Raw genomic sequence first — 5,498 nt, forward strand, 5'->3', positions numbered from 1 at the left:
ACACTCAACCCGTTTTACAAGGAGCCTGCCTCATGTCCGTCGCCCAGCCAGCCCACAAGCGAATCCTGCTGAAGCTGTCTGGCGAGGCCCTGATGGGCGACGATGCATTCGGCATCAACCGCGGCACCATCGTGCGGATGGTCGAAGAGGTGGCCGAGGTCGTGAAGATGGGCGTGCAGGTGGCCATCGTGATCGGCGGCGGCAACATCTTCCGCGGCGTGGCCGGCGGTTCGGTCGGGATGGACCGCGCGACCGCCGACTACATGGGCATGCTGGCCACCGTGATGAACGCGCTGGCGCTGGCCGACGCGATGAACAAGCAGGGACTGATCCCGCGCGTCATGTCGGCCATCGCGATCGAGCAGGTGGTCGAGCCCTACGTGCGGCCGAAGGCGCTGCAGTATCTCGAGGAAGGCAAGGTCGTCATCTTCGCGGCCGGCACCGGCAACCCGTTCTTCACCACCGATACCGCCGCGGCGCTGCGCGGCGCCGAGATCGGCGCCGAGCTCGTGCTCAAGGCGACCAAGGTGGATGGCGTCTATTCGGCCGATCCGCAGAAGGACCCTTCGGCCACCCGCTACGCCAAGATCTCGTTCGACGAAGCGATGTCCCGGAATCTCGGCATCATGGATGCCACCGCCTTCGCGCTGTGCCGCGACCAGAAGCTGCCGATCAGGGTCTTTTCCATCGTCAAGCACGGCGCCCTGCGCCGCGTGGTGATGGGAGACGACGAGGGCACGCTGGTCTACGCCTGACGAATCGCTGTGAGGAGAGAGCTATGACGACAATCCCCGAAATCACCAAGACCATGCAGGGCAAGATGGACCAGTCCATCGCCGCGTTCAAGCAGACCATGGTCAAGATCCGTACCGGCCGCCCGAGTCCCGGGCTGCTGGACACCGTGCACGTGGACTACTACGGCTCCAGCGTGCCGATCAGCCAGGTCGCCAACGTCTCGGTGCTCGACAACCGGACGCTGAGCGTGCAGCCGTGGGAAAAGAACATGGCGCCGAAGATCGAGAAGGCCATCCGCGACAGCGACCTCGGCCTGAATCCCGCGTCCGTGGGCGAACTGATCCGGGTGCCGATGCCGCCGATGAGCGAGGAGCGGCGCAAGGAAATGACCAAGGTGGTCCGGCACGAGGGCGAGGCCGCGAAGATCGCGATCCGCAACCTGCGCCGCGATGCCAACGAACACGTGAAGCGGCTCGTCAAGGACAAGCACGCCTCCGAGGACGACCTCAAGCGCTCCGAGGCCGAGATCCAGAAGATCACCGACCGCCACGTGGCGGAGATCGATCAGCTGGTGCACGCCAAGGAGCAGGAGATCATGGCGGTGTGAGCCGCCAGCTCGCGCCTGCCTGCCACCGCCCGCGGCCGCGCCGCACCGCACCGCAATCGATGAACAACCTGCCTCACCACGTCGCCATCGTCATGGACGGCAATGGCCGCTGGGCCACCCGCCGCTACCTGCCGCGCGTCGCCGGCCACAAGAAGGGCATGGACGCCCTGCGTGCCTGCGTGCGGCACTGCGGCGACCGCGGCATCAAGGTACTGACGGTGTTCGCGTTCTCGTCGGAGAACTGGAACCGCCCGGCCGACGAGGTATCGGGCCTGATGGAGCTGCTGGGCCTGGCGCTCGCACGCGAGGTGCCGCAACTCAGGACCGAAGGGGTGCGGGTGAACTTCGTCGGCGACCGCTCCGGGCTATCGGAGAAGGTGCAGGCCGGGCTCGCCCAGGCCGAGGCCTCCACCGCCGCGAACACGCGGCTGGTCTTCAACATCTGCTTCAACTACGGCGGCCGCTGGGACATCGCCGCCGCCGCGGCGCGGCTGGCCGCCGCGGGGCAGCCGATCACCGAGGCCAGCCTGGCCGGCGCGCTTTCGCTGGCGCACGTGCCGGACCCGGACCTGATCATCCGCACCGGCGGCGAGCACCGCCTCAGCAACTTCCTGCTGTGGCAGGCGGCGTACGCCGAGCTCTATTTCACCGACAAGCTGTGGCCCGACTTCGGTGCCGAGGAACTGGATGCGGCGCTGGCCGACTACGCCGGTCGCGAGCGCCGGTTCGGCAAGACCTCCGAGCAAGTGGCGCAGCCGGCGGCCCGGAAAGCCGCGTGATTCCGGGCGCCGCATGCTGAAGCAGCGCGTCATCACCGCCCTGGTCCTGCTGGCGATCCTGCTGCCGGCGCTGTTCTGGCCCGAGCACGTCCCGTTCGTTGTGGTCACGCTGGTCTTGATTGCCGCCGGCGCGTGGGAATGGGGGCGCCTGAACGGCCTGGGGCAGGGCGGCTCGGTCGCTTCGGCGGCGGTTTGCGTGGTGCTGTGCGCCGGATCGTGGCAGCTCGGGCTGCTGGCGCAGCGCCTGCCGCTGCTGTGGGCCGTTGCCGGCGGACTCTGGGTCCTGGCGGGCGCCTGGCTGTTGCGCGCGGGCGTGGCCGGCTGGCCCCATATTCCGCGGCCGGCGCGGCTGGCCCTGGGCGTGCTGGCGCTGTGGATCGCCTGGCTCGCCGTGGCACAGGCCAAGGTGATCGGCGTCAACTTCCTGCTGTCGGTGCTGGTGCTGGTGTGGGTGGCGGACATCTTCGCGTACTTCGCCGGCCGCGCCTTCGGCCTCAAGTTCACCAAGGGCAAGCTCGCTCCTTCCATCAGTCCCGGCAAGAGCTGGGAAGGCGTGTGGGGCGGCATGGCTGGCGTCGTGGTGCTGGCGCTGGCCTGGGCCTTCGCCGACGGCGCGCTGCAGGCGCGGGTGCCGAGCCTCTACAGCCGGCTCGCCGCGCATGGCTGGTGGCTGCTCGCGCTCGGCGCGATCTTCCTGGCCGCCATGAGCGTGGTGGGGGACCTGGTCGAGTCGCTCGTCAAACGCAGCGCCGGCATGAAGGACTCCAGTGGGCTGCTCCCCGGTCACGGCGGCGTCCTCGACCGGGTCGACGCCTTGCTGCCGACCCTGCCGCTCGCCATGATGCTGGCGACCTCCGTCTCGTGAAGCGCCGCGTCACCGTCCTCGGGGCCACCGGTTCGATCGGCGCCAGCACGCTGGACGTGATCGCGCGCCATCCCGGCCGCTTCGAGGTGTTCGCGCTCAGCGCCGCCACGCGCGTCGACGAACTGTTGCAGCAATGCCTGCGCTTCACGCCCGCCTTTGCGGTGATGGCGAACGAGTCCGCGGCCCGCGAGCTCGCCGGGCGCTTGCGGACCGCGGGGCTGGGGACGCGCGTGCTGTGGGGCCAGGCTGCGCTGGACGAAGTGGCGTCCCACGAAGAGGTCGACCTGGTGATGGCGGCGATCGTCGGCGCCGCCGGACTGTCTTCGTGCCTGGCTGCCGCGCGGGCCGGCAAGCGGCTGCTGCTGGCCAACAAGGAGGCGCTGGTGGTCGGCGGCGACCTGTTCATGCGCGCCGTGCACGAAGGCGGCGCCACGCTGCTGCCGATCGACAGCGAGCATTCGGCGATCTTCCAGTCGCTGCCGGAGGACCCGGGTACCTGGGACACGCGCGTCGAGAAGATCATCCTCACCGCGTCGGGCGGGCCGTTCCGCACCCGCGAGCCCGCGACCTTGCGCAACGTGACGCCCGAGGAAGCCTGCGCCCATCCCAACTGGGTGATGGGTCGCAAGATCTCGGTCGACTCGGCCACCATGATGAACAAGGCGCTCGAGGTGATCGAGGCCCGCTACCTGTTCGGGCTTGAGCCGGAGCGGCTGGAGGTGGTGATCCACCCCCAGAGCGTGATCCATTCGATGGTGCAGTACCGCGACGCCTCGGTGGTGGCGCAGCTGGGCACGCCCGACATGCGGGTGCCGATCGCCTACGGACTGGCGTGGCCGGACCGGGTCGAATCCGGGGCGGCCACGCTCGACTTCCACACGCTGGCGGACATGACGTTCGAGGCCCTGGACAGCCGCGGCCATCGCGAGCGCTTTCCCGGGCTGCGCCTCGCGTGGGAAAGCCTGCGGGCGGCGCCCGGCACCACCGCCGTCCTGAACGCCGCGAACGAGGTCGCGGTCGCCGCTTTCCTGGAGGCGCGCATCCGCTTCGACCAGATCCATGCGGTGAACCTTGCAACTTTGTCGGCGGTGACGCCGTCCAACCCCCAGTCGCTGGACGAGCTGCTGGAGCTCGACCGCATGGCGCGGCACGCCGCCGGCCAGGCGGTGGGCCGGCTGCCGTCCTGAGGGGAATCGGAAGATGCTCACAATCGTTGCATTCATCGTGGCTCTCGGGCTGCTCATCGCCGTGCACGAGTACGGGCACTATCGCGTCGCGGTCGCCTGTGGCGTGAAGGTGCTGCGGTTTTCAGTCGGCTTCGGCCACGTGCTGTATCGATGGAAGCCGCGGCGCCAGCGGCCGGGCCAGGACACGGAGTTCGTGGTCGGCGCCTTTCCGCTCGGCGGCTACGTGAAGATGCTGGACGAACGCGAAGGGCCGGTGGACCCGGCCGAGCGCCACCTCGCGTTCAACACCCAGCCGCTGCGCTCGCGCGCCGCGATCGTGGCGGCCGGTCCCGCGGCCAACCTGCTGCTGGCCGTGCTGCTGTATGCCGCCGTCAACTGGTATGGCGTGCAGGAGCCGACGCCGGTGCTGGCCAGCCCGGTGGCCGGATCGGTGGCGCAGGAGGCCGGGCTGCGTGGCGGCGAGCAGGTGCAGCAGGCCGGCTTCGACGGCGAGCCGTTGCGCCCGCTGCGCTCGTTCGAGGAACTGCGCTGGCTGCTCACGCGCGGGGCGCTCGACGGGCGCGACGTGAAACTGCAGTTCGTGCGGCCCGACGAGCGCGGCGCCCGCGAAGCCGTGCTGGCGCTGGGCACGTTGCCCTCGCGCGAGGCCGACGCCCAGCTCTTTCGCCGCATCGGCATCCTCGGCCCGTGGACCGCGCCGGTCATCGGCGAGGTGATGCCCGGCGGCGCCGCCGCGCGCGCGGGCCTGCAGCGGGGTGACCGGGTGCTCGCGATCGGCGCGGCGCCGGTCGTCGACGGCCAGCAACTGCACGAGCTGATTCGTGCCAGCGCCGCCGCCGGCCAGCCGGCGCGCGAGACCTGGCGCGTGGAGCGCGACGGGCGCACCGTGGAAGTGCCGGTGCAGCCCGACGCCGCGCGCGACGGCGACCAGCCGATCGGCCGCATCGGCGCCTATGTCGGCGCGCCGCCGCAGATGGTGACGGTGCGGCACGGTCCGCTCGACGGCCTGGTCAAGGGCGCGGTGCGCACCTGGGAGGTGTCTGTGCTGTCGCTGCGCATGATGGGCCGGATGGTGATCGGCGAGGCTTCGCTGAAGAACCTGAGCGGTCCGCTCACCATCGCCGACTATGCAGGCAAGTCCGCGAGCCTCGGGCTCACGCAATACCTCGTGTTTCTCGCCCTGATCAGCGTGAGCCTGGGGGTGCTCAATCTGCTGCCGCTGCCGGTCCTGGATGGCGGGCACCTGATGTATTATCTTTGGGAGGCAGTGACGGGCAAGAGCGTCTCAGACGCCTGGATGGAACGCCTGCAGCGAGGCGGAATCG

The 5,498-nt window shown here is 69.9% G+C and carries 6 protein-coding genes; all 6 read left to right on the forward strand.

What is annotated here, in order from left to right; genetic code table 11:
* Window positions 1–32 precede the first annotated feature (32 nt).
* Window positions 33–755, forward strand: coding sequence for a UMP kinase (gene pyrH, locus ACRWK7_RS29620; protein WP_431860537.1), 723 nt, complete (start codon window positions 33–35; stop codon window positions 753–755).
* A gap of 23 nt (window positions 756–778) precedes the next feature.
* Window positions 779–1,342, forward strand: a complete 564-nt coding sequence (gene frr / locus ACRWK7_RS29625) for a ribosome recycling factor (protein ID WP_431860539.1) — start codon at window positions 779–781, stop codon at window positions 1,340–1,342.
* A 59-nt stretch (window positions 1,343–1,401) separates the two neighbouring features.
* Window positions 1,402–2,121 (forward strand): polyprenyl diphosphate synthase, encoded by a 720-nt coding sequence (uppS, locus tag ACRWK7_RS29630; protein WP_431860541.1) that lies wholly within the window; start codon window positions 1,402–1,404, stop codon window positions 2,119–2,121.
* Window positions 2,122–2,134: 13 nt separating this feature from the next.
* Window positions 2,135–2,986 (forward strand): phosphatidate cytidylyltransferase, encoded by an 852-nt coding sequence (locus ACRWK7_RS29635; RefSeq protein ID WP_431860543.1) that lies wholly within the window; start codon window positions 2,135–2,137, stop codon window positions 2,984–2,986.
* Window positions 2,983–4,173: a 1-deoxy-D-xylulose-5-phosphate reductoisomerase gene (gene ispC, locus ACRWK7_RS29640; protein WP_431860545.1), complete on the forward strand. Its 1,191-nt coding sequence runs from the start codon at window positions 2,983–2,985 to the stop codon at window positions 4,171–4,173. The genes ACRWK7_RS29635 and ispC overlap by 4 nt, the downstream gene beginning before the upstream one ends.
* A gap of 13 nt (window positions 4,174–4,186) precedes the next feature.
* Window positions 4,187–5,498: RIP metalloprotease RseP (gene rseP, locus ACRWK7_RS29645; protein WP_431860547.1), on the forward strand; the 1,312-nt coding region annotated here is incomplete at its 3' end.

Source organism: Azospirillum sp. (assembly GCF_050789165.1).

Bases quoted from the DNA above. Each gene is read 5' to 3' on its own strand.
- pyrH (WP_431860537.1), top strand. From the start codon at position 33: ATGTCCGTCGCCCAGCCAGCCCACAAGCGAATCCTGCTGAAGCTGTCT.
- uppS (WP_431860541.1), top strand. From the start codon at position 1,402: ATGAACAACCTGCCTCACCACGTCGCCATCGTCATGGACGGCAATGGC.
- ACRWK7_RS29635 (WP_431860543.1), top strand. From the start codon at position 2,135: ATGCTGAAGCAGCGCGTCATCACCGCCCTGGTCCTGCTGGCGATCCTG.
- frr (WP_431860539.1), top strand. From the start codon at position 779: ATGACGACAATCCCCGAAATCACCAAGACCATGCAGGGCAAGATGGAC.